The sequence below is a fragment of the Mesorhizobium prunaredense genome, assembly GCF_900156895.1.
Classification (GTDB): domain Bacteria; phylum Pseudomonadota; class Alphaproteobacteria; order Rhizobiales; family Rhizobiaceae; genus Mesorhizobium; species Mesorhizobium prunaredense.
Genome location: NZ_FTPD01000005.1, coordinates 132978 through 158986 on the forward strand (window position 1 = coordinate 132978; position 26009 = coordinate 158986).

30 protein-coding genes are annotated in these 26009 nt (G+C 62.5%); 12 read left to right on the forward strand and 18 right to left on the reverse strand.

What is annotated here, in order from left to right:
• Nucleotides 1-60 precede the first annotated feature (60 nt).
• Nucleotides 61-747 carry a TetR/AcrR family transcriptional regulator gene (locus tag BQ8794_RS04715; protein WP_077373783.1) on the reverse strand — a complete coding sequence of 229 codons (687 nt, stop codon included), beginning with the start codon at nucleotides 745-747 and terminating at the stop codon, nucleotides 61-63.
• A 176-nt stretch (nucleotides 748-923) separates the two neighbouring features.
• Here BQ8794_RS04715 and BQ8794_RS04720 point away from each other — a divergent pair, with 176 nt between their 5' ends.
• The 7 genes from BQ8794_RS04720 to BQ8794_RS37275 all read left to right on the forward strand — a co-directional run bounded on the left by BQ8794_RS04720 (nucleotide 924) and on the right by BQ8794_RS37275 (nucleotide 6303).
• Complete coding sequence (locus BQ8794_RS04720; protein ID WP_077373785.1) at nucleotides 924-1832, forward strand: shikimate dehydrogenase; 909 nt, start codon at nucleotides 924-926, stop codon at nucleotides 1830-1832.
• A gap of 48 nt (nucleotides 1833-1880) precedes the next feature.
• On the forward strand, nucleotides 1881-2867 hold the full coding sequence (gene dctP / locus BQ8794_RS04725; RefSeq protein ID WP_077373786.1) for a TRAP transporter substrate-binding protein DctP: 987 nt from the start codon (nucleotides 1881-1883) through the stop codon (nucleotides 2865-2867).
• A gap of 66 nt (nucleotides 2868-2933) precedes the next feature.
• Nucleotides 2934-3452, forward strand: coding sequence for a TRAP transporter small permease (locus tag BQ8794_RS04730; protein ID WP_065010956.1), 519 nt, complete (start codon nucleotides 2934-2936; stop codon nucleotides 3450-3452).
• Entirely contained in the window at nucleotides 3449-4750 is a 1302-nt protein-coding gene (locus tag BQ8794_RS04735) for a TRAP transporter large permease (RefSeq protein ID WP_077373788.1), read from the forward strand. The genes BQ8794_RS04730 and BQ8794_RS04735 overlap by 4 nt, the downstream gene beginning before the upstream one ends.
• 4 nt (nucleotides 4751-4754) lie before the next feature.
• Complete coding sequence (locus tag BQ8794_RS04740) at nucleotides 4755-5189, forward strand: type II 3-dehydroquinate dehydratase (protein ID WP_077373789.1); 435 nt, start codon at nucleotides 4755-4757, stop codon at nucleotides 5187-5189.
• Between the two features lie 9 nt (nucleotides 5190-5198).
• Nucleotides 5199-6035: a 3-oxoadipate:acetyl-CoA acetyltransferase gene (locus tag BQ8794_RS04745; RefSeq protein WP_077373792.1), complete on the forward strand. Its 837-nt coding sequence runs from the start codon at nucleotides 5199-5201 to the stop codon at nucleotides 6033-6035.
• 151 nt (nucleotides 6036-6186) lie between these two features.
• Nucleotides 6187-6303 (forward strand): helix-turn-helix domain-containing protein, encoded by a 117-nt coding sequence (locus BQ8794_RS37275; protein ID WP_077373795.1) that lies wholly within the window; start codon nucleotides 6187-6189, stop codon nucleotides 6301-6303.
• Between the two features lie 12 nt (nucleotides 6304-6315).
• On the opposite strand, the gene BQ8794_RS04755 is transcribed toward BQ8794_RS37275, so the two are convergent.
• Nucleotides 6316-6570: a nickel-binding protein gene (locus tag BQ8794_RS04755; protein ID WP_077373798.1), complete on the reverse strand. Its 255-nt coding sequence runs from the start codon at nucleotides 6568-6570 to the stop codon at nucleotides 6316-6318.
• Between the two features lie 25 nt (nucleotides 6571-6595).
• Nucleotides 6596-9679, reverse strand: a complete 3084-nt coding sequence (locus BQ8794_RS04760; protein ID WP_167378632.1) for an ATP-binding protein — start codon at nucleotides 9677-9679, stop codon at nucleotides 6596-6598.
• Between the two features lie 120 nt (nucleotides 9680-9799).
• Between BQ8794_RS04760 and BQ8794_RS35495 the strand changes: the two genes are divergently transcribed.
• Nucleotides 9800-9997: a hypothetical protein gene (locus BQ8794_RS35495; RefSeq protein ID WP_167378633.1), complete on the forward strand. Its 198-nt coding sequence runs from the start codon at nucleotides 9800-9802 to the stop codon at nucleotides 9995-9997.
• A 33-nt stretch (nucleotides 9998-10030) separates the two neighbouring features.
• Nucleotides 10031-10969, forward strand: a complete 939-nt coding sequence (locus BQ8794_RS04765; RefSeq protein WP_077373804.1) for a carbon-nitrogen hydrolase family protein — start codon at nucleotides 10031-10033, stop codon at nucleotides 10967-10969.
• Nucleotides 10970-11090: 121 nt separating this feature from the next.
• Here the strand turns inward: BQ8794_RS04765 and BQ8794_RS04770 are convergent, their stop codons facing one another.
• The 3 genes from BQ8794_RS04770 to BQ8794_RS04780 form a co-directional block, all read right to left on the reverse strand.
• The gene (locus tag BQ8794_RS04770; RefSeq protein ID WP_077373807.1) at nucleotides 11091-11675 is read right to left on the reverse strand and encodes a GNAT family N-acetyltransferase; all 585 of its coding nucleotides are present in this window, start codon (nucleotides 11673-11675) and stop codon (nucleotides 11091-11093) included.
• A gap of 376 nt (nucleotides 11676-12051) precedes the next feature.
• Nucleotides 12052-12468 (reverse strand): GFA family protein, encoded by a 417-nt coding sequence (locus tag BQ8794_RS04775; protein ID WP_077373810.1) that lies wholly within the window; start codon nucleotides 12466-12468, stop codon nucleotides 12052-12054.
• 22 nt (nucleotides 12469-12490) lie between these two features.
• Complete coding sequence (locus BQ8794_RS04780) at nucleotides 12491-12967, reverse strand: SRPBCC family protein (protein WP_077373813.1); 477 nt, start codon at nucleotides 12965-12967, stop codon at nucleotides 12491-12493.
• A 105-nt stretch (nucleotides 12968-13072) separates the two neighbouring features.
• Here BQ8794_RS04780 and folP point away from each other — a divergent pair, with 105 nt between their 5' ends.
• On the forward strand, nucleotides 13073-13924 hold the full coding sequence (folP, locus tag BQ8794_RS04785) for a dihydropteroate synthase (protein ID WP_077373816.1): 852 nt from the start codon (nucleotides 13073-13075) through the stop codon (nucleotides 13922-13924).
• On the opposite strand, the gene pqqE is transcribed toward folP, so the two are convergent.
• Genes pqqE through pqqB form a run of 4 tightly spaced genes read right to left on the reverse strand, consistent with a single transcriptional unit; the run spans nucleotide 13908 to nucleotide 17012 of the window.
• Nucleotides 13908-15029, reverse strand: a complete 1122-nt coding sequence (gene pqqE / locus BQ8794_RS04790; RefSeq protein ID WP_077373819.1) for a pyrroloquinoline quinone biosynthesis protein PqqE — start codon at nucleotides 15027-15029, stop codon at nucleotides 13908-13910. The genes folP and pqqE overlap by 17 nt on opposite strands.
• Nucleotides 15026-15319 carry a pyrroloquinoline quinone biosynthesis peptide chaperone PqqD gene (pqqD, locus tag BQ8794_RS04795; protein WP_244554856.1) on the reverse strand — a complete coding sequence of 98 codons (294 nt, stop codon included), beginning with the start codon at nucleotides 15317-15319 and terminating at the stop codon, nucleotides 15026-15028. The genes pqqE and pqqD overlap by 4 nt, the downstream gene beginning before the upstream one ends.
• Nucleotides 15319-16077, reverse strand: a complete 759-nt coding sequence (gene pqqC, locus BQ8794_RS04800) for a pyrroloquinoline-quinone synthase PqqC (protein ID WP_077373825.1) — start codon at nucleotides 16075-16077, stop codon at nucleotides 15319-15321. The genes pqqD and pqqC overlap by 1 nt, the downstream gene beginning before the upstream one ends.
• Nucleotides 16074-17012, reverse strand: a complete 939-nt coding sequence (gene pqqB / locus BQ8794_RS04805; RefSeq protein WP_077373827.1) for a pyrroloquinoline quinone biosynthesis protein PqqB — start codon at nucleotides 17010-17012, stop codon at nucleotides 16074-16076. The genes pqqC and pqqB overlap by 4 nt, the downstream gene beginning before the upstream one ends.
• A 220-nt stretch (nucleotides 17013-17232) precedes the next feature.
• Between pqqB and BQ8794_RS35500 the strand changes: the two genes are divergently transcribed.
• Entirely contained in the window at nucleotides 17233-17370 is a 138-nt protein-coding gene (locus BQ8794_RS35500; RefSeq protein ID WP_023797673.1) for a hypothetical protein, read from the forward strand.
• Between the two features lie 50 nt (nucleotides 17371-17420).
• Here BQ8794_RS35500 and BQ8794_RS04810 read toward each other — a convergent pair whose 3' ends face one another.
• The 4 genes from BQ8794_RS04810 to BQ8794_RS04825 all read right to left on the reverse strand — a co-directional run bounded on the left by BQ8794_RS04810 (nucleotide 17421) and on the right by BQ8794_RS04825 (nucleotide 21462).
• On the reverse strand, nucleotides 17421-17987 hold the full coding sequence (locus tag BQ8794_RS04810) for a PQQ-dependent catabolism-associated CXXCW motif protein (protein ID WP_167378634.1): 567 nt from the start codon (nucleotides 17985-17987) through the stop codon (nucleotides 17421-17423).
• 10 nt (nucleotides 17988-17997) lie between these two features.
• Nucleotides 17998-18861, reverse strand: coding sequence for a quinoprotein dehydrogenase-associated putative ABC transporter substrate-binding protein (locus tag BQ8794_RS04815; protein WP_244554857.1), 864 nt, complete (start codon nucleotides 18859-18861; stop codon nucleotides 17998-18000).
• Between the two features lies 1 nt (nucleotide 18862).
• A complete protein-coding gene (locus tag BQ8794_RS04820) occupies nucleotides 18863-19384 on the reverse strand; it encodes a c-type cytochrome, methanol metabolism-related (protein WP_077373832.1) in 522 nt (173 codons plus the stop codon).
• A gap of 179 nt (nucleotides 19385-19563) precedes the next feature.
• The gene (locus BQ8794_RS04825) at nucleotides 19564-21462 is read right to left on the reverse strand and encodes a methanol/ethanol family PQQ-dependent dehydrogenase (protein ID WP_077373835.1); all 1899 of its coding nucleotides are present in this window, start codon (nucleotides 21460-21462) and stop codon (nucleotides 19564-19566) included.
• 672 nt (nucleotides 21463-22134) lie between these two features.
• On the opposite strand from BQ8794_RS04825, the gene BQ8794_RS04830 reads away from it, so the two are divergent.
• Entirely contained in the window at nucleotides 22135-22488 is a 354-nt protein-coding gene (locus BQ8794_RS04830) for a hypothetical protein (RefSeq protein WP_077373837.1), read from the forward strand.
• Nucleotides 22489-22534: 46 nt separating this feature from the next.
• Here BQ8794_RS04830 and BQ8794_RS35505 read toward each other — a convergent pair whose 3' ends face one another.
• The 4 genes from BQ8794_RS35505 to BQ8794_RS04855 form a co-directional block, all read right to left on the reverse strand.
• Nucleotides 22535-23398, reverse strand: coding sequence for a quinoprotein dehydrogenase-associated SoxYZ-like carrier (locus tag BQ8794_RS35505; protein ID WP_077373840.1), 864 nt, complete (start codon nucleotides 23396-23398; stop codon nucleotides 22535-22537).
• 105 nt (nucleotides 23399-23503) lie between these two features.
• Complete coding sequence (locus tag BQ8794_RS04845; protein ID WP_077373843.1) at nucleotides 23504-24475, reverse strand: quinoprotein relay system zinc metallohydrolase 2; 972 nt, start codon at nucleotides 24473-24475, stop codon at nucleotides 23504-23506.
• 31 nt (nucleotides 24476-24506) lie between these two features.
• On the reverse strand, nucleotides 24507-25247 hold the full coding sequence (locus BQ8794_RS04850) for an ABC transporter ATP-binding protein (protein WP_077373845.1): 741 nt from the start codon (nucleotides 25245-25247) through the stop codon (nucleotides 24507-24509).
• A complete protein-coding gene (locus tag BQ8794_RS04855; protein ID WP_077374286.1) occupies nucleotides 25216-25995 on the reverse strand; it encodes an ABC transporter permease in 780 nt (259 codons plus the stop codon). The genes BQ8794_RS04850 and BQ8794_RS04855 overlap by 32 nt, the downstream gene beginning before the upstream one ends.
• Nucleotides 25996-26009 lie beyond the last annotated feature (14 nt).

A 26009-nucleotide genomic window follows, 5' to 3' on the forward strand; every position in this document is an offset into this window, starting at 1 on the left:
GAACGAACCAGTTCGTACATAACTAAGGCAACGCTGCCAGCACCGCAAGTTTCGGCGCGCTCAGCGTTCTGCGGGAGCTTCGTCCTTGGCGACAAAACGCAACAGCATCTCCACGCTGTTGCGTTTGAGCCGCTCGAGTTGTGCCGGCGCGCCGAAGTCGCGTCCGAAGATCATCGAAAAGGTGGTGCGATTGGAAACGTTGAAGAAGCACAGCGCGCTTATTTGCCAATGGAGCTCGACCGCGTCGAGTCCCGGCCGGAAGACCCCCTCTTCGACACCGCGTGAATAAATGCGAGAGATATGGTCGATCGCAGTCACGTTCAGTTCGCGGATCGCATCCGATTGTTCGAGGTATTGGCCGTGATGGATGTTCTCGATCATCACCATGCGGATGAATTCCTCGTGTCGGTGATGGTGGTCGAACGTAAACTCCACCAGGCGTGTCAGTGCCGCCACGGGGGGCAGACCTTCGATATCAAGTTGAGCCTCGCCCTCGCGCACCTGGCGATACGCGTTCTCGAGCGCGCGCAGGTAAAGGCCTTCCTTGTCGCCGAAGTAGTAGTAGATCATGCGCTTGCTGAAGCGTGTGCGCGCCGCAATCTCGTCTATGCGCGCGCCCGACAAACCGTTCAGGGCAAACTCCTTGGAGGCGATCTCCAGGATGTTGCGGCGCGTGCCCTCAGGGTCCTGGATACGCGTCGCGCTCGCGTCCGGCTTCGGCTTTCGTTCCTTCTTGATAACGGCCATGCAGTTTGAGTTCCCGCCCCGGCGCAGCCGGCATTTGACTAAACTAACCAGTTAGTACATCATTCGCAAATCACGACGGACTCATTTACCGGCGCGTTTGGCGTGAACACAAGGGCGATCCAGAAGTTGCCGCATTTGGGCTGGGAGGCGGCCCGTACAGGGAGGAATTTCGGGAGATGGGCGACAGCCTTGTCGACCTCCTTTGCCGTCTTGCGGACGAGCATAAGGGCGCCGCCAGCGGCGACAGCGAAAAGGTCGTGATTGGCCTTGTCGGACGCGGTATTCAGTCCTCGCGCACTCCCGGCATGCACGAGCGTGAAGCCCGACGCCTCGGCATCGGCTATTCGTACCTTTTGCTCGATTTCGACCGGCTCGGATTTCCGGACGCGGCGATCGGCGACGTGATTGCGGCGGCGGAAATTGCCGGCTTTCACGGCCTCAACGTCACTCATCCGTTTAAACAGGCTGTCATTCCCGTCCTGGATGCGCTGTCGACGGAAGCGCGCGCGATAGGCGCGGTGAATACGGTCGTCTTTGCTGGCGGACGCAAGGAAGGCCACAACACCGACAGCTGGGGTTTCGCGGAGAGTTTTCGCGAAGCGATGACAGGCGCATCGATGGGTTGTGTCGCGATGTTCGGCGCCGGCGGAGCGGGCGCCGCAGTCGCAAACGCGCTGATGGAAATGGGCGTTGGCCGGCTGTTCGTCCTCGACAGCCAACCCGGTCGCGCCTCGGAACTTGCCTCGCGCATGGGCGCCTTGTTCGGCGGTCGCGTCGAGACGTGGCCGGACCCGGCCGCAGCCGTGTTCATGGCAAACGGCATCGTCAACACGACGCCGGTGGGCATGGCGAAATACCCCGGAACACCGTTCGACACGGCTCTTCTGACAGCCGAAAAATGGGTCGCCGACATAATCTACTTTCCGACCGAAACAGAGTTGCTGGTCGCAGCCCGAACGATCGGCTGCAGAACGCTGCCGGGCATCGGCATGGCGATCTATCAGGCCGTCCGCGCGTTCGAACTCTTCACCGGGCGCAAGGCCGACCGCCGCGCCATGGCAGATCATTTCGCGGCCGCCGCATGAAGGCAATGACGCCTATAACCATATGAAGACCATAGGGAGGAAATCGACATGAAAGCTGAAATGAACCGACGCCTGTTTATGGTCGCCGCCGGCGCACTCGCCGCCGGGGCCGCCGTTCCCGCCTTCGCGCAGGACAAGCCGAAGCTGCGTTTCTCGGCCGTGTTCTCGGAACAGGACATCCGGGCCGAGATGATGAAGATGTTCGCCGAAGCCATCAAGGACGACTTTGCCTTCGAGGGTTATTATGGCGGCAACCTGTTCAAGCAGGGCACCGAACTTGTCGCCATCCAGCGCGGCAACCTCGAGATGGGCAATGTGGCCCCGCAGGACATCTCCAAGCAGATTCCGGCGTGGTCTATCGTCACCGCCGGCTACCTGTTCCGTGACGCCGCGCACGTGAAGGCGTTCTTTGCCAGCGATGCCGGTGCGGAGCTGAAGAGGATGACCGAGGACCAGCTCGGCGTGAGAGTGCTTGGCCCTACCTATTTCGGGCTGCGCCAGGTCGGTCTGAAGCCGGACAAGGAAATCAAGACTCCCGCCGACATGGCCGGCATCAAGCTGCGTATGCCGGGTGGCGACGCCTGGCAATTCCTCGGCCAGGCGCTCGGTGCGAACCCTACGCCGATGGCCTACGCCGAGGTCTATACCGGCCTGCAGACAGGCGCAATCGACGGGCAGGACAACCCGTTGCCCAACGTCGAGAACATGAAGTTCTACGAGGTCATGTCGCAGATCGTACTTACCTCGCACCTCGTCGGTTTCGACCTTCTCAGCATCTCGAAAAAGGTGTGGGACGAGATGGGGGCCGAGAAGCAGGCAAAGGTCCAGGCCGCGGCGGACAAGGCGATCGACTTCTCGACAGAGAAACACCTGACGCGCGAGAAGGAACTCGTTGAAACGTTCAAGGGCAAGGGGCTGAAGATCTACGAGCCCGATGTCGCAGCATTCCGCAAGCATGTGCAGGAGCAATATCTTGCCTCCGACCTGGCCAAGGAATGGCCTGCCGGGATGGTCGACAAGATCAACGCGCTTTGACGCGACGAACGCGCCGGCCGGTCAGCTTGCGACCGGCTGGCCGGTTTGGCCAGGCAGGGAGGCATCATGAACCCGGGATTGAGAAAGGTCGGCGGCTGGCTCTACCGGCGCGCCGAGAACGCAATCGCCATCGCAATCGGCGCCATGTTCGCCGCGTTTCTGCTGCAGGTTGCTTTTCGCTACCTTCTCAACTGGCCGACCGGCTGGAGCAACGAGCTCACCGTCGTGCTCTGGATCTGGGTTGTGCTGTTCGGCGCAGCGTTCGTCGTTCGTGAAGAAGAGGAAATCCGTTTTGATCTCCTCTACGCCACAGTCGGTCCGGACATCAGGCGGGTAATGACGCTTGCCTTCGCAATCGCTCTCGTCGCGCTCTATGGCTGGTCCTTTCCGGCCGTCTTCGACTACGTGACCTTCATGAAGGTCGAGAGCACCGCCTACCTCAAGATACGCTTCGACTGGCTGTTCTCGATCTATCTCGTCTTCGTGGTCGCCGTGATCGCCCGCTACCTGTGGCTGGCGTGGCGGGCTCTGCGCGGCGAAGCACCGGCGGAATTTGACCCGACGAAAGCGAGCTCCGGCGTATGAATCTCGCGAGTCCCTTTTCGCTGTCAGTCGTTGCGATCACAGCGCTGGCCCTGCTTGGCCTGCCGATCGGTCACTCGATGATCGCCGGGTCGATCCTCTATCTCTGGCTTGCAGGGCTGGACATGGGCACCTCCGCCGAGCAGCTCCTCAACGGGCTCTACACGAGCTACATTCTGCTTGCCGTACCGATGTTCATTCTCGCCGCGGAGTTGATGAACGCTGGCACTATGACCGACCGGCTGCTGCAATTCTGCAACGCCGTTGTCGGCCGTTTCCGCGGTGGCCTGGCGCAAGTCAACGTGCTGCAGTCGATCATCTTCGCCGGCATGTCCGGCTCGGCCATCGCCGACGCTGCGGGCACCGGCAAGATGATGCAGCAACTCATGACCAGGGATGGCAAGTACCCGGCGAGCTATGCCGCTGCGCTGACAGCCGTCACCTCGGTCATCGGCCCGATCATTCCTCCGTCAATTCCGCTGGTCATTTTCGCGCTGATCTCGGATGCATCCATCGGCTACCTCTTCATTGCCGGTATCGTGCCGGGCCTTCTTCTCGCCCTGACGCAGATGATCATCGTCGCCATCGACGCGCGCCGGAAGAACTTTCCGGTCGAGAAGCCGGTGCCGCTCAGGGAACTTCCGGGGATCACCTTGCGCGCATTTCCGGCGCTGATGCTGCCGGTCGTTCTGCTGGTCGGCATAAGGGGCGGCGTGATGACCCCGACCGAGGCCGCGGCGGTCGCCGCCGGCTACGCGCTGCTCATCTCGGTCGCGATCTATCGCAGCGTGACGCCGGGTCAGCTCTACCATGCGCTTCTCAACAGCGCCCGCACCACGGCCTCGATCGGGATGCTCATCGCCGGCGCCCTGGTGTTCAACTACGTTGTTACGGTCGAGAACATTCCGCAGTCGCTGTCGGTGATCCTGAAGTCCTGGGATCTTTCGCCGATGGGTTTCCTGATCCTGGTCAACATCCTGCTGCTGATCCTGGGCTGCGTGCTGGAGGGCACGACTATCCTGCTGGTAATCGTGCCGGTGCTGATTCCGACGGCGGAGACGCTCGGTGTCGACATGGTGCATTTCGGCGTAATGGTCGTCGTCAACATCATGCTCGGGCTCGTCACCCCGCCCTACGGCTTGCTGCTGTTCATCATGACCCGCATCGCAGAGGTGCCGCTGCGTGACCTGGTGCGCGACGTAATGCCGTTTCTCTACGCCATGATTGCCGCCCTGATGCTGATCACCTTCTTCCCATCGCTGGTGCTGTGGCTGCCGCGCCTGCTGGGCTATCAAGGATAGGACCATGACCAAGCCAATCTTCGTTCTCAACGGCCCAAATCTCAACCGGCTCGGCATGCGCGAGCCGGAGATCTATGGCAGGACGACACTCGCAGAAATCGAGGTGATGTGCCGTGACGCCGCCGGCGACCATCCGATCCGTTTTCACCAGTCGAACATTGAGGGCGAAATCGTCAACTGGGTGCATGAGGCGATCGACGACGGCGCGGGCATTCTGATCAATCCCGCGGGTTTGAGTTTTATTTCGATCCCGGTGCTCGATGCGCTCAAAATGTTTGCGGGCCCGATCGTCGAACTGCATATCTCGAACATCCATCGCCGCGAGGAGATCTATCATCGGTCGCTGGTATCGAAGGTCGCCACCGGCGTGATCGCGGGGCTCGGCGCCGAGGGCTATCCGCTCGCGATCCGCTGGCTCATCGAACAGGTCGACCGATAGTTTATCGCCATGCCTGAACCCTGTATCATCGCTGTTGCGATCACCGGCTCGCTGCCGCGCAAGGAAAACAATCCTGCGGTGCCAATCAGCGTGGCCGAACAGATCGCGTCGACCCAGGAAGCCTTTGAAGCAGGTGCGTCGCTGGTGCACATCCACGTGCGCAACGACGATCAGAGTTCATCGTCTGAACCAACGCGCTTCGCTGCCGTCCAGGCGGGGGTGCGTAGGCACTGCCCCGGTATGATCGTCCAGTTTTCGACCGGCGGGCGCGGTCGTGATCCTGCCGCGCGTGGCTCGGCGCTATATCTGAAGCCGGACATGGCCTCGCTCTCGACCGGTTCGGTCAACTTCCCATCCATGGTCTACGAGAACCATCCCGCCCTGATCGGTGATCTCGCAGCCGCGATGAAGGCAAATGGCGTGCTGCCGGAGATCGAGATCTTCGACCTCTCGCACCTTCACACTGCCAGGCGGCTTTCCGACGCGGGACTTTTAGGTGAGCGCCCGCACATCCAGTTTGTCATGGGCGTGCAAAACGCATTGCCTGCGGAGGAGAGATTGCTCGATGTGCTCCTCAGGGAAGCGAAACTCCTGTTTCCACAGTCCACCTGGACAGCCGCCGGAATAGGCCGCAACCAGACGATCGTAATGCAATGGGCGTTGGCGCGCGGAGCAGACGCAGTGCGCACCGGGCTTGAGGATAATATCAGGATCACCAGGGAACGCCTGGCGCGCAGCAACGCCGAGCTTGTCGAACTCGCGGCGGCCTCGGTCGAGAGGTTTGGCCGGCGCGTGGCCACCGTCAACGAGGCGCGCCAAACGCTTGGTCTGGCGTCAGGATCGTAATTCCTGGGCCGCTGCAGCGCGCCGCGCTGACGCACCTGTTGCGCCTTGGCGACCGTCCACTGGCGCTAAGAACGATTTCTTGACTAGCACTCAGCCCTGGTAACGACTTCGTTCCCACAGAGATCGCCAAGGAACGCAGTCGTTGCGATCCATGGGGCGTACTCGTGGGGCTGAAGGAGCAAGACCGGAGCAGGGCGCGCTCAATCTTATCGGCGTACTCGGCCTTCGCGAGGTGACGGGGAGAGGAGGGTTTCGGGGCATCGTGTGATCGTGCAAGGCCTCACGGCTCGCCCAGTACATCGGCAGCCCAGGCCCGCTCAAACCTGGCTTCAGCCTCGTGCTGGACGTTTCGAACGCTGGCGATGTCAGCGGCTTCGTATTCGCAGATCATGCGCAGCCGGTCGGATGACCAGTAGCTACGGATCCAGCGTACATCGTAGAGGTCGAGGCACGGCGCCATCCGCGCCTCTACCGCGTCGAGTTCTTGCTGGGTGAACGCGGCTTCAAAAGTCCGCTCGACGATTATGCGAGGCATGGTGCTCTCCTGTTCGATGGCTCGTTCAAGTCTGAAGGCCCGGCGTGGGTGCCGCCGTTGGAACGCTGCGCGCCGGTTCGGCAGGATGGCGCAAAACTGCTCGCGCCCTGGCGCTGAAATCCTCAAGCTCGATCGATATCCGGCAATCGTCGTCGATTTCCGGCGCCGAAGAACTGTTCGCGGCCGCGCTGAGCAGGGCCTTGGCAATGGCGATCTCGCAGCGCCGGCGGATTTTGCAGGCGACTGTCAGTGCCTCGCTGGCGTGGAGTCGGACTTGCTCCATTCGGCCGGCACGACAGTAAAAACTCGCGGCGCTGTTGAGAGCGTAAGCCAGGTAAGACTTATCGTCGGCGGCGCGAAGCCGCGCCAAGGCGCTCTCCAGCGCCTCGTCGGCTGCATCATCCGCCGTCATGAGGGCAGCAAGCGCCTGCAGGGTATCGACGAAAGGCGTCTCCTCGCCAATCCGTGCGGCAACCGACCGTAGCTCCTCACAGCGGGCGTGCATGTCGGCATATCGTCCCATTTCGAAATGAAGCGTCGCCAGCCAGGTCAGGCATTTGTACTCGCGCCAGCGGTCCTCGCTTCGGCGCGCCAGGGCAAGAGAGCGAGCAAGATAAACGGCGGCTTGATCCTGCCGACCGTCCCATCGCTCCAGCAGTCCGCTGGCCCAATGCAGTTCGCACAACTCTGCACCAAGCGACTGCGCGATATCGCCGGCCTCTGCGATCAATTCGCGCGCGCGAGCAATTTCTGTCTCCAGCTCAAGCAGGCAGCGAGCCGTGTTGGCGAGCTGATGCGCCTGGATCTTGCGGTCAGCGTTGCGCCCTATCTCGGCCGCACGAAGGGTGCTTGCCTCGGCCTGCTCTATTTGTCCGGCCTGCTGATGGAGAATGGAAAGCAGATAATGCCCTGTCGCCGCGGCAGCCTGCAGCCCCTGTTCCTCCGCTGCGGTGGTCGCGTCGGCGATCGCCTCTTCGATGGGCGGAAGTGATCGCAATCCGGGACCAGTCGCGGCAAGAACGTGGATCTTGAGCAGTTCAATCCGGGAAACCAGCTTCTCCGGCGCATCCGGCAGCCGCGCGACATGCCGCAGCCCTCGTTCGGCCAGGCCGGCGGCCTCGGTATTGGCGAAGAGCCGAAGGGCCCGCTCGCCCGCAACGATGCAAGCTCGTGCGGCCATCTCGTCATCTTCGGCGAGCACGGCGTGATGAACGAGATCGGCCGCAGCATCACCGCCGCGCTCCGCCGCCGGTCGAAGCGCGCGCGCGATATGCCGATGCAGCAGCTTGCGCCTGGGATGGGACAAGCTGCGGTAGGTGACTTGCCGGACGAGATCGTGGGTGAAGTCATAGGCGTCGCCGCCTGCCGGCCGCACCAGCCCGCGCCGCTCAAGCTCCCCCAGTGCCATCAGCAGCCCGGCAGCATCAAATGGCGCCAAGCGCGCGAGATCCTGCGGCGTGAAGGTGCGGCCATGCGCTGCAGCCCAGACCAGGGTTTCGCGCACCGGGTCGGTCAGCCCAGCCAGTTGTCCTTCTATCAGGGCTTTCACGGTACGGCCGGGGCCGGGGTCCCCGCGCAGGTGAGCGCGGGCAAGTTCAAGCGCAAACAGCGGATTGCCATCGCTCGCGGCGATGATTTGAGCTGCGTCGAGAGCCGGGTCGAGCCGCCGGACGAGCTCTGCCGTGTGCTCGGCGCTCAACGTATCGAGCTCGATCTCTGTCAGTCGGCCATCGCGGGCGAGCGAGCGCAGCACCCGCGATACTGCAATGTTGTCCTCGACTTCTCCAGAACGGGCTGCGCAGGCGATGACAAGACCGGGGGCTGCCTCGGTCCGGCGAGCAACATAGTGAAGCAGCGACGCGGACGCATCGTCGAGCCACTGGACGTCGTCGAGGGCAATACCCACCGGCGCCTCGGCGGCGAGCCCGCAAAACACGTCGACAATGGCGTCGAACAGCTGAGTGCGATCCCCGACCACGCCTTCGCCGCCTCCAAGCTCGGGGAGCAGCGGGCCGAGAAGCGAAGGCAATCCATGGCGCGGTCGCTGCCGCTGGACCGAGCGCAGGAGATCGATCCAGATGCCATAGGATCGTGCCGTCTCGGCTTCGAAGGCGCGTGCGCTGAAGGCGTGCCCGCCGGCAGCGGCCATCCGTTCGCTGAAATAGCCTAGCATGTGGCTCTTGCCGATGCCGGGCTCTCCAGTCACGAGGATGACATCCGGGCCGCTGTCGGCTGCCATCCCGACGAGGCGATCGATGGTTGTGCGCTCGGCGTCGCGCCCAACCATGGGCCTGGAAGCCGCAGGCCGCGGGGCGTCATCCAGGGTTCCCCTGGCTGCACCGGAAGGTGCGGCTCGGGCACCTGCGATTGGGCTCGGTCGCAGCGCCTGCCTCGCCGCCTTCAGTTCTTCGCCTGGCGGCGCGCCAAGCTCGGCTTCGAATATGCGACGCGCCCGCTCGTAATGAACGAGCGCGTCGTTGGTCCGGCCCATCTTCCCAAGCAGCCGGACCACCGCAGCATGACCGGCTTCGGATAGCGGGTCGGCCGCAACAAATGCGTAGGCATAGGGCAGGGCATCCGTCGGGACGTCTTCCAGACGCGCGACAAGCGCGGCGAGGACCCTGAACCGGAGCTGGCTCATCGCCTCCCGCTCCGCTATGCACCATTCCTGGTAGCGGTAGCAGAGCGGCAGATCGAGCCCGTCGAGGAACTCGCCTCCAAACAGCGCCACAGTCTCGGTCAGCACCTCGGTGGTCGCGGCGGCGACGCTGCTTGCGGCAAGCGAGCGCACGACCGCATGGTCGACCAGCGCATCGCCAAGCTCGATGCCGACCCGCTCACGATCCGCCACGAGCCGAGCCCTGCTGCCGTCGCCGAGCAGCGCGCGGATCTTGCTGAGGCTCCAGCGCAACTCGGCTCGCGGATCGTCCGGTCCGTCCCAGAACAGATCGCAGAGCCGTTCACGCCGGTGCACTTGACCGGTGGCAATGAGATAGCCAAGAAGCGCGCGAGTTTTGCGGGAGGCGGGTAAAGCAAGGGCCTTCCCGTCGGCGCCGACAAGCTGGAGTTCGCCGAGCAGACGTACCCGGAGCGGGATAGGACGTTGCATTCCTGGCCTGCCTGCTCTGCCTTGAGATAATTCGACGCCGGTTTCCACGGGCGCTTCCACGATTGTCGGCAAGTTTAGCTGTGAACACGGTCTTGCGAAACAGCCTTGAGGAGCCAGCCGATGACAACGACAACGGCGACGAAACCATTCGATCCTGCCCAATACAAGGAGACGACCCACGACCGATGGCGGGCCGCCGCCGCCAACCGCGAAGCCACCATCAGCAAAGCGATCGAAGCCGCGAATGTGGCGCCACACTGGTCGTCTTTCGCTAAGCATGGATACCGGGATATCCGACTGGGGTGCGAAGGCTGGTAGTGGGAACACGCATCGGGAGTAGAGGAAACCGCCATGCAAGCAAAAATTGCCGTCGTTCAGAAACCGCCGGTCTTTCTCGATCGCGAGGCGACCATCGCCAGAGCCGTCGAGGCGATCGACGAAGCCGCCGATGCCGGCGCCACCCTGGTGATCTTCCCTGAAGCATGGATACCCGGATATCCGACGTGGGTCTGGCGGCTGAAGCCCGGCACGGATATGGCGTTGTCAAGCGAGCTTCACGCCAGGCTGCGCAGCAACGCCGTCGATATCGAGCGAGATGATCTTGAGCCTCTGCAGCAGGCCGCCAGCCAGCGTGCGGTGACGATTGTCGTCGGCCTGAACGAGATCGATAGTCGATTCTCGGGCACAACGCTGTTTAACACCGTGGTCGTGATTGGACCGGATGGCACGCTCCTAAACCGACATCGCAAGTTGATGCCGACCAACCCCGAGCGCATGGTCTGGGGGACGGGTGACGCGAGCGGCCTTAGAGTTGTCGACACGCCGGTCGGCCGCCTGGGGTGCCTGATCTGCTGGGAAAGCTATATGCCGCTTGCGCGCTACGCTCTCTACGCCCAGAACATCGACATTCTCGTCAATCCGACGTGGGACAATGGTGAACTCTGCCTCGCCACATTGCGTCACATCGCCCGCGAGGGCGGATGCTGGGTCATCGGAACCGCGACGGCAATGCAGGGCAGCGATCTGCCAGCCGACTTTCCCGATCGCGACCGACTGTTCAAGGCCGAAGAGTGGATCAACGACGGCGACGCCGTCGTCGTGAAGCCGGGCGGCGCAATCGCGGCCGGACCGTTGAACCGCGACAAGGGAATCCTGTTCGCCGAAATTGATCGGGAGGCGGTCGGCCGCGCCCGGCGGTCGCTCGACGTCGCCGGGCACTATTCCCGGCCGGATATTTTCTCGCTGTCGATCAGCCGGAAACCGCTTACACCCGTCGCGTTCACCGACTGAGCCGGCTGACGACCGCGCCGGCGCTGGGCGGAAGCCGGGAGCCGGAATGTCGTGGAGCGCGTCCCATGGCGCCGTCCAGTTAGCCGGGCGGCTGACGTTTCGCTCGTCTGCCCTGCCTGGCTCAACGCGGTCGCCGCAGCATCGGGACGAGCGTCGGCGATGAACCGATCTGGATCGCGCCGAGCGGTTCGAAGCCGTGGCGCTGGTAGAACGGAATGTTGCGCGGGTTCGAGGATTCCAGATAGGCGGGCGCGTGATCGCGATCGCACTGCGCGAGCGCGTATACCATCAAGGCGTCGCCGAGACCTTCGCCCTGATGCGCCGGGTCGACGCCGATCACGGGCAAGTACCAATGCGGTTCGGCCGGATGATACTTGGCCATCTGCTCGAATATAGCGGCGACTTCAGGGGCAAGAGAGGGCGCAACCGTGCTCTCGACTACCGCACCAAGCCCTTCCTCGTCGGGATGCACACCGGGCGACAGCCACAGCGCCGTCCCGACATAGCCATCGGTGCAAAAGCCGCTTCCGTTTGAGAATGCCCTGGCCCCGAAGGCGCGGACCAGTCGCGGCATGGCCGCAAGGTACTGGTGTGCATGCGGCCAGGTCCATCGCGCCATGGGATCGGCTGCAAACGCCAGCACGATTGTTCCGATCGCCGGGTCTTCATCGACCGCGGCCATAACCCTCACTGTCGGCGATTTCATGCTGCCCTCCAAGCGACACAGGTGGTTCGACGAGGCGCCCGCGCCCGCAACGGGCGCCGCAACAAGCGGGCAGGGATCAGGCAGTCCATCGGAAACCGCCCCACATCTGGCTACCATGTTTCGCCTCCGGCGTTAAGTTTAACGCCTGACGCAACAAGTTGTTTCGAGAAACGGAAAGGAAACCCCGAGGAAGGAGACAGGAGCGATGACGAAACACAAGACCGGAACACGCGAGGAATGGCTCGGAGCGCGGCTCGCACTGCTCGAGGCGGAGAAACGGCATTTTCCTTTCTGCCGTGCCTTCGATCCGTAATGCCGCGGTGGGCGCAGATCCGCCTCCTGACGATCGTGCGCGTCCGCCCTGCCGCCGGGCCGGTCAGCCTGATGGCATCTTCTCGAAGGTCGTCAGCCCGGTTTCCATCCTGTCCCAGGGGAGGGCCCGGATACCGTAGGTCACCACGGTCGGATTGAACCGGCTCGGATCGTCGAGACTTCCGGCATAGACCGCGATCGGCTCCGGCATGGCGGCGAATGTCAGGTAGACCGGCGTTCCGCAGACCGGGCAGAACGAATGGATGTTATCGTTGCCGCTGTCGCCTGCAATGCGCCAGTCCGTCGCCGTGCCGGTGATCGTGACGTCTGCCCGCGACGGAAACGTCAGATAGGATTGGTGACCGGTGCCGCTTCTTTTCTGGCAATCGCGGCATTGGCAGTGGTTTTCGAAAATCGGGGCTGCCTTTGCCTCGTAGCGGACCGCGCCGCACGCGCATCCGCCGGTGTAGAGAGTGCTCATCTGCTCGGTCCTCTGTCCTGGGTCAGGCCGCCAGTTCGGACGCGCGCGGCTTGGCGAAGACATCGATCGCCTGACCTGTTTCGAGGAAGGATTTCAGGCTGGAGAGGACGATCGGCCAACCCTTTTTGATGCCGTTCGCCATGCCGCTGCCGGCTTCGAGGTCGTCATGGCTGACGGTCAGCCGGACCATGGCCTCGTATTCCTCGAGCTCGAAGGTCACTCGGCTGTAGCTCGCCGGATCGGACGCCTGCGAAGCGTTTGCCCAGGTGATGACGAGACGGGCCGGCGGCGACACCTCGACGACCTTGCCGACGAGCTCGACGGTCCGTTCGTCATTGGCGCGGATGTGCTCCCAGCTCGAGCCGGGCTTCCAGTCGGAGACGTTCTCGTGGCCCCAGTAGCGCCGTGCGAGGTCCGGTTTGGTTATCGCCTCGAACACCTTTCCCGGTGTCGAGACAATATAGGTCGTATAGATAAAGCTGATCGTTTCCTTGGTCATTGCTACGCTCCTTTTGTTTCGCGAGCATAGGTAGATGGGGAAACCGGGTTCGTGTGAGTGACAATCTTGTCGCGAATTGCATCTGATATGAAAAAAGGTTGACGCATGACGCGCTGGCAGCTTGCTCATGGACGGCATCTCGATCTTGGCGCGAAATCGTTGCTCATGGGGATTTTGAACGTCACGCCGGACAGTTTTTCCGACGGGGGAGAATTCGACCGGCCGGAGCGGGCGCTGCAGCAGGCGCGGCGCATGATCGGCGAGGGCGCGGCGATCATCGACGTCGGCGGCGAATCCACCCGGCCCGGCGCCGGTGCCGTTTCGGCGCGCGAGGAACAAGCGCGCATCCTGCCGGTCGTCGAGGCGCTGTCGTCCGACGGCGGCAGCCTGGTTTCGGTCGACACCTACAGGGCCGAGACGGCGCGGCTGGCGGTCGCCGCGGGCGCGCATATCGTCAACGACGTGCATGGCCTGCAGCGCGAACCCGACATCGCGCAGGTTGCGGCGGAAACCGGCGCCGGCCTGGTCATCATGCACACCGGGCGCGGCCGCGAAAAACTGGCGGATGTGATCGCCGACCAGTTCCTGTTCCTGAACAGATCGCTGGAGATCGCGCGCGACGCCGGCATCCCGGACGAGCGGATCGTGCTCGACCCCGGCTTTGCTTTCGCCAAGGACGGCGAAGAAAACCTCGAGCTCATGGCTCGCTTCGGTGAATTGCGCGCGCTCGGTTTTCCATTGCTCGTCGGCACGTCACGCAAGCGCCTTGCCCGTCGCCTGGTCGGCGAAAGTGACGAGGGGCGAGACGTCGGCACAGCGGCAACAAGCGTCATCCTGCGGCTGAAGGGCGCTTCGATCTTTCGCGTCCACAACGTTGCCGTCAATCGCGACGCACTGGCCTTCGCCGACGCGGTGCGCCAGCGCGAAACCGGGGAAGAGATCAGGCGGGCTCGGTGACGACGCCGATCCGCCGGTAGACGAATTGTTCGTCGTTCGAAGGAATTGCCGCAGCACGCTGGGCTTCGTCGATCAGCATGGCCATGCGCGCATGGATCGGCGATTTCGCGCAAGCCGGGTCCGTCGCGGCGGCGTCGCCGGCAATCGCCATCGCCTGGCAGCGGCAGCCGCCCCAGTCGATCTCACGCCGTTCGCAGCTGCGACAGGGCTGCTGCATCCAGTCGGTGCCGCGAAAGGCGTTGAATGCCGGCGAGTCGGTCCAGATTTCGGCCAGGCTGCGCGGGCCGAAACGCTCAAAACTGAGCGACGGGATGGTCTGTGCGGCATGGCATGGCAGCACGGTGCCGTCCGGCGCCACCATGAACGCGTCGCGCGCCCAGCCGCCCATGCACGGCTTGGGGTAGATGGCGAAATAATCCGGCGTGACGAAATCGATGTTCATGATGCCGGTGAGCCGTTCGCGCGCCGCCGCGACGATCTCCGCCTGACGGTCGACCGCAGCACGCTCGGGCATCAGTTGATCGCGATTGGTCAGCGCCCAGCCGGCATACTGCACGTTGGCGATCTCGAGCCGCTCCGCGCCCAGCGAAAGCGCCAGCTCGATGAATTCCGGCACTTCCTCGATGTTGTGGCGATGGATCGGCGCGTTGATGGTAAGCGGCAGGCCGGCCGCGCGGGCGCGGCGTGCCGTCTCCAGCTTCTTTTCGTGGCCGCCTTTGTGATTGCCGATGCGGTCGGTGGTCGCCGGCCGTGCGCCTTGAAAGCTCAGTTGCAGATGGTCGAGCCCGGCTTCGGCAAATGCCTCGATGCGGCCTTCGGCAATGCCGACGCCGGCGGTGATCAGGTTGGTGTAGACGCCGCGCGCCGAAAGCCCGGCGATCAATTGCTCGAGGTCGCGGCGCAGCGTCGGTTCACCGCCCGACAGATGCACCTGGAGAACGCCGAGATCGGCGGCCTGCGAGAACAGGCCAAGCCAGGTCTGTGTATCGAGTTCGCGATTGGCTTTCAGCAATTCGAGCGGATTGGAGCAATACGGGCATTGCAGCGGGCAGCGATGCGTCAGTTCCGCCAGCATGCCGATCGGAGGAAGAAGGGGCTCGCTCATAGTTTTACCAGCAGCTTGTCCGACCATTCTTGCAGGAAAGCGACGACGTCGGCCGCCACCGCCTCCTGTTCGGCGTCATAATCCGCGGCAAGGCCGGCAATGATGTGGCCGACCGTGGATCGTCCATCGCAGCGGCGCAATATATCGAGGCTGATATCGTTCGGCCAAAATATTTTTTCCGGCGAAAGCACGGCGAACGCCTGCCGCACGGGGTCGTACTGTATGCGCACGTGCTTCGGCAGCGATGGCACCGATCGCGGTGATACCAGGGCTCTTTCGCGCAGCGCCATCATCGGGCTGGCTCCGGACGGAAGGCGCCGGGCGGTATGTTTCCCGGCTCGCCATAAGCGTGTTGAAGCGCGTCGAGCATGGCCCACAGTATATCGCATTTGAACACCAGCGCATCGATCGCCTGCTGCTGGCGTTCCGCAGTGTCGGCATGGCTGAGCACGTAGGCGAGGGCGAAGTCGGCGTCGCGCGAGGCTTGTTCGGGCCGTCGGCTGAAATAGGCCAGCGTATCCTCGGTAATGTAATCGTATTTGGCCAGCATCGCCGGGACCCGCTCACCGATGATGAGTGGCGAGAACATCTCGGTCAGCGACGAGGCGACAGCCTCGAACAGCGTCCGGTTCGTGCAAAAGGCGAGGTAGGCGCCGACCGCAAAACGTGTTGCCGGCAGCGCCAGCCTTTCGCTCTTCACGTCATCGGCATCGAGGCCGAGCGAGGTCGCCAGATGCAGCCAGCGCGCGATGCCGCCGCTCCAGCCGTCCTCGCCGTCATGGTCCTCGATGCGTTTGCGCCAGGCGGCGCGAAACGCCGGGTCCTGCGCATGTGCGAGGATCATGGCATCCTTGCGCGGGATGACGGCCTGGTAGCAATAGCGGTTCAGCGCCCAGGCCTGCATCTCGGTCCTCGACAGCGCGCCGCTGGTCATCCTGTGATGGAAAGGGTGGCGGTTGTGATAGCGCTCGGCACCGACCTGCCGCAGCACGGCTTCGAGCTCGCTGGAGGACAGGCCGTTCCTGGCCGCGTCGTGGAAATCGCTCAAAATTCCATCTCCATGCCGTCGCGGGCGACTTCCCAGCCAGCCGCTTTGACCGCTGCGTGTTCGGCGGAATTCTCGTCCAGAACCGGATTGGTGTTGTTGATGTGGACGAAGACACGGCGGCCGATCCTCAACTCGGCCAGGCCGGCGATCGACCCATCGTCTCCCGACATGGCCAGATGCCCCATGCGCGCACCGGTCTTTTGGCCGACGCCGGCGGCAATCATCTCGTCGTCGCTGTAGACCGTGCCATCGAACAGGACACAGGCGGCATCGGCCAGGCGCGTGCGCAGGGCCGCATCGATGCGCGCGCAGCCCGGGATGTAGAAGACGGAGCCGCGACTGCCGGCACCGCCGATTCGGACGCCGATCGTGTCGCCGGCGTCGGAATTGAAATTGGCATCCGGCCGGCTTCTTTCCTCGAGATAGAGGGCTATCTTGCCGGGCACGGGAAAACTCTCGACAGTCACGCCAGTGTCGTGGCCGTCTGCGTCGCAGATCGCCAGTTCTTCAGCCGGCGGCAAGATGCGTCGCGGCACGAGCGCCGGATCGAGGACATTGAAGATCGAATTCGCCTCCAGCGTCGCCAGAACCTGTGTCGTTGCGTAGATAGCGAAGGGCTGCCGCTCACGCAGGCTGAGCAGGCCGGCGACATGATCGACATCGGCATTGGTCAGCACCACCGCGCGGATGGGCGTCGAACGCAACGGCGCATCATGCGCGGGCTGCAATTCAGGCGTTTGCGCAATCTGCTGGCGAATATCGGGCGAGGCGTTGAAGAGAACCCAGCCGGCCCCATCCACTGAGGCGGCGATGCTTGATTGGGTTCGCGAATGCACGCCAGCCATCCCGGTGCGAGCCGCGCGGCTCAGGCGATAGTTGCAATTCCACTGCGGAAAGCCGCCGCCTGCCGCCGAGCCGATGATCTTCAAGCGCATTGCAATGCCCGCTCTGCGGCCTGTTCAACCAACAGCAAATCTTCGACCACGAATGGCTTCGCGCCCGCATTGAACGCGTCAAAGCCTTTCACCAAGACCTCGCGCGGCAAGACAGTGCGTGTCCCCGTTGCCGGGGACACGCACCTCTGCGGCCTACTTCTTGGGAGTAATTTCAGCAGGCAGATACCGCGAAATCTCGAAGCCCGCAGCAACCTGGCACATGGTCGGTTTCGTCCAGCTCTTCTTCATGGCATATCTCCTCTTCTACCAGCCCGAAGGGGCCGATCCTTTTCTCAGTCAACCATTGCTGGGCACCATTGCAATGGCTCGTCCATCAGCTCTCAAAATGGACAAATGAAACGGCAGGTTCTGAAAAGTCGAAAAACAAGAAAATAACAATGCTCATGCTCAATTGCTAATCACATAAGGCTTCCTTTCCTCCAGCGGAAGGTTTGCAGCTTCCCATCCATCGGCGCCGGGCGGATACCAGATCACCGAACTGTAGCCCCATTCGATGGCCCGTTTCGCGGCATTCCACGACATCCAGCAATTCGTCATGCAATAGAACAGAATGGCACGCGACTTGTCGGGACCGGCTGCGGCCGCGAGGCCTTGGCGAAAATAGTTGGCGGTTTCCTCGGAGATAGCGCCGTAACCGACATTGGCCAGCCAGGTGCTGCCTGGGATGTCCTTTCTGACCTTGGCTCTCCAAATCGTTCCTGCCGGCAAATTGGCCGGCTTCGGCGTGTTCGGCATGACGTCGAAGAACACCGCCTTCTTCTCCCGCCACAGCGCCTCCGCCTCCACCGTCGTCACGACCCTCGCGCCCTGCAGCGTCTGCGGCACCGGCGCCCGATATTCGTCCATCCGGTAGCCGCCGGGCTCGGCGATATCGCCAGCCCACATCGGTTCGGTCAGCCCCAGAAGGCCCGCGGCGACCAGCAAAATCGTCTCCTTTCCCTTAATACCCTTCATACGTTTCTCGTCATTGCGTGATCGGATTGTCGTGTTCGTCGATCAGCGGCACATCGTAGTCCAGCAGGATCCTGGTGATCTCCGCCTGGTTTTCACTGATCACCCGGTTGAGCGTCCGCTTCCATTCCTGGTCGGATGGACGCACGCCCATGGTGATGCGGTATGACATGCGCGAGCCGGTTTTCTCCTTCACCAGCGGAACGATCGTGAGATCGGCGCCGAGTTGCTTGGCATAGTAGCCTGCCATCGGTCCCCACATGACCGCCGCATCGATCTTGCCGGCGAGCATGTCCTTGATCATGACTTCCCCCATCGAAGGGGTGAGGCGGGTATCCACCGCCAGCGGATAGATTTTTGCCGTTCGCATGAGCTTGTTGGCGGCCATGTTGGCAGTCGGCGGTGTGCTTTCGACGACGCCGATCCTCTTGCCGGTGAGTTTCGGATCCTCGATGGTCTCGACGCCTTCCATGCCGTTGCCCTTCGGGTGCACCAGCACATAGGACGAGCGATAGTAGGCGTTGGTGTTCTGCACCAGTTCATCGCCCTGGGCATAGCCCATGATGATGTCGCATCGGTTGGCGGCCAGCGTGTTGCGCACGAAGCCGGCGACAACAGGAAACCATGTATAGGCGACGGACTTTCGGCCGGTTTTCGCGGCAACCAGGTCGGCCAGCCGGTTTTCGAAGCCTTCGCCGCTCTTGTCGGTGAAGGGCATGTTCGAAGGATCGGCGCAGACGCGCAGGATGTCCGGGTCGACCAGTTCGCCCGCGGCACCAAGGCCGGCGTCCTGCGCCTGGGCGTTCGGAGGCAGCAAGGCGAGTGCGCCGAGCATCGGCAGGACAAAACACAGCTTCAACGCGTCACGGCCAATCATATCATCCACCCATACAGGATGCTTCGGCATCCTTCGCTGCCTGTGGCTTGTCTGCTTTCTTCGGCGGCCTGCCGCGGGGCGCCGCGCCGTCGGCGCGGGCACGCAGATAGACGTAGAGATCATCCATGTAGCAATAGACGTTCTTGTTTTCGCCAAAGGCAGGCATGACATTTTCCTTGCCGCCGCCGACATTCTTGCGGCCCTCGGCGACGATCGAGATGAAGGTGGCGTAATCCATTGTTTTCAGGCTGTTGAGCAGGGCCGGTGCATAGCTCGAACCGGTGCCGTCCGGTCCGTGACAGACATGGCAATCGGAGTGATACCGGCGGTAACCGCTGAACGTGTACCAGTCGACGGCTCCGTTTTCGATCTTGAAGGTCGGGTTTCCCTCCGCGTCGAAATGCTTGCCGCCTTCTTCCGTCACTGCCTTGGCTTTTTCCGCGCTGTCCTGGGCTTGTGCGAGGCTTGAACACGCCAGAGGCAGCGCCAGAGCGAGAGCGGAAATTACAATGCGAACGGACATTCAGGTACTTCCTTCATTTCTTGATTTCGCCTGCACACGGTCTTGCTGTCGTGAAGCGGCATTGATCGATGTTTGAGTGCGCGGCGAAGTGGAGAGCCCGGTCCTGGCCTTTCCGGTGATCCGGGCTCTCGCTTTTCAAGCCTTGGTCTTCTCACAAGCCCGAGGCGTGCTCCCGTATATCAGTCCGGGAGACCGAAGACGGTGAGCTGGCCGCCCAGCGTCGTGTAGTCGGCAAGTGCTGCGTAGCCACCGACCGCGCCCAGACCGGCAGTCCCAACGACCGCAGCCTCGTCGCCTTGCGCACGGCCCTGATCGACGGCGCCATGCCAGGCAGCGGCGTTGTCGGGCGAAAGCAGTCCGCCTGCCAGACCGATACCCGCCCATCCGCCGACGCCGGACAGAACGGCGATGTATTGCTTGCCGCCATGCTCGTAGGCGTTGATGTTGCCGATGATGCCGGACGGGGTCTTGAACTTGTAGAGTTCATTGCCGTCATGATCGACCGCCTTGATGTAGCCCTCGAGCGTGCCGTAGAAGACGACGTCGCCGTCGGTCGCCAGCGCGCCCGACCAGACCGAGAACTTCTCGGGCTTGGACCAGACGATCTCGCCCTTGGCAGCATCCCAGGCAATGAAGTTGCCCATGTGGTCGGCTCCAGGGGGAGGATACATCGACACGGTGGCGCCCACGTAAGGCTGACCGGCGGTGTAGCTCACCTTGTAGGGCTCATAGTCCATGCAGACATGGTTTGTCGGCACGTAGAACAGACCGGTCTTCGGCGAATAGGTCGCCGGTTGCTGGTCCTTGGTTCCAAGCGCGGCCGGGCAGATGCCCGTCGAGTTGGTGTCTTCGCCGTTCTGCTGGGTCGAATATTTGGCCACGACCTGCGGGCGGCCGTACTGGTCGCTGCTGGGGTCCATGTTGACTTCCGTCGCCCAGTTCACCGCCGGATCGTATTTCTTGGCGACGAGAAGCTCGCCATTGGCGCGATCCATGGTGTAGGCAAAGCCATTGCGGTCGAAGTGCACCAGCACATCGCGCTTGGCTCCCTTGATGTCCATGCCGTCGACAAGGATCATCTCGTTGACGCCGTCAAAATCCCACTCGTCATGCGGGGTCATCTGGTAGAGCCACTTGGCCATCCCGGTATCCGCATCGCGAGCCATGATCGTCATCGACCAGCGATTGTCGCCCGGCCTCTGGACCGGGTTCCAGGTCGATGGATTGCCGGTGCCGTAGTAGATCAGGTTAAGCTTGGGATCATAGGCGTACCATCCCCAAGTCGTGCCGCCACCGGTCTTCCACTGCTCGCCTTCCCAGGTGTTCGTGCCCGAGTCCGCGCCGACTGGTTTGCCGAGATGGGTAGTCTTTTCGGGATCGATCAGGGTTTCTGCATCGGGTCCCGTCGAATAGGCCCGCCAGGCAAGCTTGCCATCCGACAGATTGTAGGCCGAGATGTGGCCGCGAACACCATATTCGGCGCCAGAGATGCCGACGATAACCTTGTCCTTGACGACCACAGGCGCCGACGTGCCGGATTCGCCCTTTCCGCCGTCGATCTGATCGCCGTTCTTGACCGTCCAGGCGACTTTGCCGGACTTGGCATCGAGCGCCACGACGGTGGTGTCGGCCTGGTTGAGGATGATCTTGCCGTCACCATAGGCGACGCCACGGTTGACCGTGTCGCAGCACATGATGCCAATAACATTCGGGTCTTGCTTGGGCTCGTATTTCCAGAGGATCTTTCCGTCATTCTTGAGATCGAGAGCATAGACGGTGTTCGGGAACGGCGCGTGGACATACATCACATCGCCGATGACCAGCGGCCCGCCTTCATGGCCGCGCAGCACGCCAGTGGAGAAGGTCCACTTGACCTGCAGGTTCTTCACATTGTCCTTGGTGATCTGGTTGAGCTTGGAAAAGCGGGTGTTGGCGTAGTCACCCGTCTGCATCACCCAGTCCTTGGGGTTTTCGGCCATTTTCATCAGTTCTTCATTGGCCGACGTCATGTGGACCGCGCCGAACGACATGAGCGCCGCGGTCGTTAGTAGGTAGGCAGTTTTCGCTAATACACGCATCAAAGTCCTCCCAGGGTGCACAATGACGAATCGTCCGTTGAGCCCACCAGGGCTTGCCCAAGCGATTCATGTGGGGGAAGTATTTCCGGCAGCGTGTCACGACCTAAGCCGAATGAGCAGAGGGCACCGTTACTGCCCATCCCACTTGGCCTACGAAAGACTGTCGCCGCTCCCTAATGACGGTGACGCCCTTGAAGCCGGAAACAGGATGAAGCTATGTCATCCCCAGACGGAAGGCAAGAAAAATCACTTCCGTCTATGTTGCACTGCAATATAGAGAAATAGATATGAAAAAACCCGAACAGAAAGCTATTGATCGACTGTGGATGAAGCGAGATTTATATAAGTGGTTAAATTTTGCGTATTTTTTGGGCGAAATGTATTGATTTTTATTTGGGAATATTAGTTGTAGCGTATGATTTTAAGTATGCGCGCGTCGCTCCCTCTGGCGATAGTGGAGGAGACCTGAAATCAATCTCAGCACCAGGATTCGGAGCCGATGTTCGTGCTGTCGGGGTGGCCTTTTGCCGGCCGGGACGGCCCTGTCCTTTGGTACTATATGGCCTGCATGAGAACTTGACTGGCTAGGTTTCGCGAGGCCAACTGGTGCGGTGATCCGTCTCGATCCAGCGGGCTCGATCTGTCACGTTCCGGGCCAATCGGAGGTTCCCCATGATCAGATTCGTCGGCTTTTCGAGCTTGCCGCTGTTGTTCACGTCGGCCCTGGCCTTCGCCAATCCGGCCGGCGCCGCCTCAGATTATCCGACGGTGACGGTTGTCGACTATGTGCTCGGCTGCATGCAGACGAATGGCCAGACACGTCAGGCGCTGGAGAGCTGTTCCTGCTCGATCGACGTCATCGCCTCGATCCTTCCATTCGAGGATTATGAAAGGGCCGAGACCTTCAAGAGCATGTCCCTGACGACAGGGGAGCGTTCGGGACTGTTCCGCGAAAGCGCGCCGGCAAAAGCCGCAGGCACGGAACTGAAGCGCGCGCAGGCGGAAGCCGACGTGCGCTGCTTTTAGACGCCGTATAAGACCGCCGACAGCAGCTGCATACGGTTTCGAGGCTTCAGAGTCCCGTAGCCTCCAGCGGCCATTGATTGCGAAATACCTTGCCATCCGTATCGATCGCTTCGACCTGGATTTGGCCAGTGCCGTGCGCGGTGAAATCGAACCGGAAATTGGGATCTTCCGAAATCGATATCCCCCCTTCCATCGACAGGATCAGCCGGTCTGCCTGCGAGATCGACAGTTTCTGAACGAAATGCGCGGGGATGAAATACTGGGTCAGCGGGTTGCGCTGCAGGCCCGAATTGTTCGGGTGGCGGATCATCAGCTGCAATTCCTGCGCCTTTGTCATCGTCTCTTGCGGCGGGAATTGGCGCAGCTTCATCTGCCCCATTGTCGCCATCGCCTCGTCCTGGTTCTTGAGCGCCGGGGCGGAGCATCCGCCCGACGCCTTGACGAAGGTCTGGGCCATGTGAAGCTCGCCGCCCTGTGTCTCTGCTATGGCGCGCAGATAGGAATAGTCATCGACGCGCACGCGCGTCGACAGATGCGTCACGCCGGCGTCCTTGCCGATCTCGAACGTCGCCGCCACCGGCGCTGGATTGACGTCGATGATCAAGGTGACGGATTTGATGCCGGCGGGCGCCTTGGCCGGGTCGATATAGATGTCGACGGGCACGATGGCGGCATCCTGCGCCCGCTTCGGCGCCTCGATCCTGACGACGCCGCTATCGACCAGAATTGCCCGATCGCCGAACACGTCGCCTTTCAGATCCTGCCAGATCCTGTCCGAAGAGGCGGTTGTCTGCTGGGCGTTGGCGGCGCCGGAGGCGCCAATGAGCGCGCCGACGGCCACGAGAATCGCGGCAAAGACGGTTGCAAGCGGCAAGCCGAGCTGCCGGCTCCGGTAAGCGTGGTTCTGCATTTCGATGCCTCCACCAATGTCAAAGAGGTGGTGCCCAGGCCGAAGTCGAGGATAGACCCTTGACGATGCGTTGGCAAATCGATCCACAGCGCTTGTCGCTGTGATCTATTCCCATTCGAGTTCGGCAAAGGCGGCTGTTGCATTGCGCTCGTTGTAGTCGTCGAACAGATGCCAATTGCCCCGTTCGCTTGCGCCGGCGGTCTTGACGGCGTCGCGGAGCGGCATCCCGTCGGCAATCGCCTTGCGAATATCGCGCGCCAGAATTTCGAAATAGCGCCGCTGCGCCGTCAGCGCCGCCGGCCAGTCGGCCGGCACCGGGCCATGACCCGGCACGACGCGCACTGCGCCGATCGCGGCGAGCGCATCCATCTGGCGAAGCCAGCCGAGCAGCGATCCGTCCAGCGTCGGCACGGAACCGATGAAAACCAGATCGCCGGCAAACAGCGTGCGGGTCGCGCTGTCGAAGACGGTCAGGTCGTTGTCGGTGTGAGCCGCCTTCCATGCCTGCAATTCGAGCACGCGTCCGCCAAGGTCGAGCTGCAGGCGGTCGTCGACCAGTATCGTCGGCGGTATGATCTCGATCCCCTTGATGAGCGCGTCGCCGATCTGTTCGCGAAAGCTCTGCAGGTAGAAGGCGCCGCGCGCCTCGAACGCGCGCGGCAGATTGTGGTGGCCGACGATGGTGGCGCTGATTTGCCGGAACGCCGCGTTGCCGAAGACATGGTCGGGGTGCATGTGGGTGTTGATCAGGTAGCGGACCGGGCTGGCGCTTATCTTGCCGATCGCGGCGATGAGGGCGTTCGCCTCGATCAGGCTGCCGCCGCTGTCGATGACGGCGACGGCGTCGGTGCCGACGACGACGCCGAGGTTGGAGATCGCGCCCTGGTTGGCGGCGCTCATCAATTCATCGACGCCCTGGAAAGCGAAGACGCCGTCGGCGACTTTCCTGAGCTTGAATTCAAGGCCGTAGGCTGCGGCGAGAGCGGATCGCCCGAGGCAACAGGGCAGCATCGCGGCGCTGACCGCGGTGCAGGCGAAGCCGTTCACAAGCTTGCGTCGTATCCTGTCGATCGGCATGGCTTCCTCCCGATTCCGAACTGCAAGGCGATCAGGCCACGCCCGGAAATTTTTGCTGGAACGACCGCAAAAGGTCGCTCATCACCTGTGGATTGCGATAGTGCCGCGGCAGCTTTACGTCGAACATGCCGAGCACATGGGCCGGCCGTTGCGCGAGCACGATGATGCGGTCCGACAGCATCAGGGCCTCGCGCAGATTGTGGGTTACCATCAGGGCGGTCGTGGGCCGCGCCGACCACACGGTCAAAAGCAGGTGCCGAAGCCGCTCGGCGGTCCGTTCGTCGAGTGAGGCAAAGGGTTCGTCCAGGAACAGCACCGCCGGTTCGGTGGCGAAGGCCCTGGCAAGCGCTGCCCTGCGCGCAAGGCCAAGCGAAAGCTCGGCCGGATAGAGCGAGCGCATGCCGGCGAGGCCGAGCGTGTCGAACAGCCCATCGAGTTTTTTCGTCCTCAGGCTTTTCGGCAGCGCCAGCCTGACATTCTGCTCTACCGTCCGCCACGGCAGCAAGACCGGCTCCTGGAATACGGCGGCGATCCGGTCGGAGCCGCCTTCGGGCAGTTGGAACGAGCCGGAAAAGTCCTTGTCCAACCCAAGCAGGATGCGCAGCGTCGTGGTCTTGCCGCAGCCGGACGGCCCCAGCAAGCAGGCGAATTCGCCTTGCCGGACCTCGAAGGAGAGGTCCTGGAGCGCCTTGATCGAGACGCCTTGCGCGGACCTGAAGGTCTTTTCGGCGATGTCGACCCTAAGCGGGACGACGCCGCCAACGGGTTGCATGTCGTTCAACGGGCTGCACCAGAAAGAGTTCGATGACAAGCATCACCGCCACGAAAGCCAGGGTGTAGGCAAGGATGGCGGCGACGTCGAAGAGCTGGAAATAAAGATAGATCTGGAAGCCGACGCCGTTGGAGCGGCCGAGCAGTTCGACCACCAGGACGATCTTCCAGATGAGAGCGATGCCGGATCGTGAGGCGGCGGCAAGATAGGGCTGCAGTTGCGGCAGCAGGACATGGCGAATGCGGTCGAGGAGACCAAAGCGGTAGACGGCGGCCATTTCGGCGTAACTCGGATCAAGCGCCCTGGCGCCTTCGCGCATCGTCACCACGACATTCGGGATCTTGTTGACGGCAACCGCGCCAATCGCCGCCGCTTCGTTGAGGCCGAACCAGATGTAGGCGAGCACGATGACGACCAGCGCGGGAATGTTGAGGAACAGGACCACCCAGGGAGAGAAGAACCGGTCTGCGCGGCGGTGGCTACCGAGGAGCACGCCGATGACCGAGCCAGCAACCATCGCGACGACATATGCCGCGGCAACCCGGCCGAGCGTCGCGCCGAGATGGTAGAAAAGATCGCCGTTCGCCGCCTCTGCGAGCAGCACCTGCCAGACCAGTCCCGGCCCTGGAAAGGCACGGCTCGGCCAGGCATTTGCCGCAAGGCCCCACAGCAGGCCTAGCCCGAACAGAGAGGCCGCGACCGTCAGCACCGGTGTCAGCGCCGCTGCCAGGCCGGATTGGCTGGACATGCCGACCGCAGCGC